The 1,156-nt window shown below is 69.3% G+C and carries 1 protein-coding gene and 1 pseudogene; both read left to right on the forward strand.

The annotated features are described in order from the left end of the window. Nucleotides 1–4 precede the first annotated feature (4 nt). Nucleotides 5–60: pseudogene (locus tag QK444_RS36410) on the forward strand (hypothetical protein); the annotation flags it as partial. A gap of 361 nt (nucleotides 61–421) precedes the next feature. Beyond that, nucleotides 422–1,135 carry an ABC transporter ATP-binding protein gene (locus tag QK444_RS36415; protein ID WP_228812569.1) on the forward strand — a complete coding sequence of 238 codons (714 nt, stop codon included), beginning with the start codon at nucleotides 422–424 and terminating at the stop codon, nucleotides 1,133–1,135. The last annotated feature ends 21 nt before the right edge of the window (nucleotides 1,136–1,156 follow it).

A 1,156-nucleotide genomic window follows, 5' to 3' on the forward strand; every position in this document is an offset into this window, starting at 1 on the left:
CGTGGTGCTCGAGTTCGGGCGCAAGATCGCCGACGGGCTGCCGGAGCAGATCCGCGAGGATCCGGCGGTGATCGCGGCGTATCTGGGTGTGCCGGAGGACAGTCCGGCCGCCGAGGTGGCTGCCGAGGACGTCGCGGAGGGTGCCGAGGCCGAGGAGATCGCGGCCGATGTCGCCACGGCGGAGGGTACGGATTCCGCGGCGGCCGACGCGGGCGAGTCGGGAGCCGCTGAATCAGAGTCCGCGGGGCCCGAATCTCCTGAGCGCGGGTCCGCGGAGTCCGGATCCGAGTCGGCTGAACGCGAGTCCGGCGGCGACGAGGCCGCGGCCGACATCGGCGAGTCCGACCGGACCTCGTCGACGGAATCGGCTGTCACACTGCGCAAGCCCGCCGGAACGACGGCCCCGGAAGGTGCGTCCGCACTGCTCCAGGTCGACGACATCGTCGTCAATTACGGCAGAATCCAAGCGCTGCACGGTATCTCGCTGAATGTCGGCTCCGGTGAGCTGGTGACCCTGCTGGGCGCCAACGGTGCGGGCAAGACCACCACCATGCGCGCCCTGTCCGGCCTGCTGCCCTTGACCAGGGGGCGAATCCTGTTCGAGGGCAAGGACATCACCCGCATGAAGGCGCACGAGCGGGTGCTGGCCGGGCTCATTCAGGCTCCCGAAGGGCGCGGTGTCTTCCCGGGAATGACGGTCCAGGAGAATCTGGACATGGGCTGCTACGCCCGGCCGTTCAAGCAGCGGTCGGAGTACGACTCCACCCTGGACTGGGTCTTCGAGCTGTTCCCGCGCCTCGCCGAGCGCCGCCGCCAGGTCGGCGGCACGCTTTCCGGCGGTGAACAGCAGATGCTCGCCATCGGCCGCGCCCTCATGGCCCGCCCGAAGCTCCTGCTCCTGGACGAGCCGTCGATGGGCCTGGCCCCCATGGTGATCCAGCAGATCTTCCGCATCATCACCGAGATCAACGACAGCGGCACCACGGTCCTGCTGGTCGAACAGAACGCTCAGCAGGCCCTCACCCGCAGCGACCGCGCCTACATCCTGGAAACCGGCGAGGTGACCAAGTCCGGCCCCGGCCGCGACCTCCTGGTCGACCCCGCCATCAAATCCGCCTACCTCGGCGTCGGCTGAACCGGCGACATACGCGTCGGG

Origin of the sequence: Nocardia sp. CC201C, from assembly GCF_030010695.1 — a bacterium.
In the GTDB taxonomy this organism is placed as follows: domain Bacteria; phylum Actinomycetota; class Actinomycetes; order Mycobacteriales; family Mycobacteriaceae; genus Nocardia; species Nocardia otitidiscaviarum.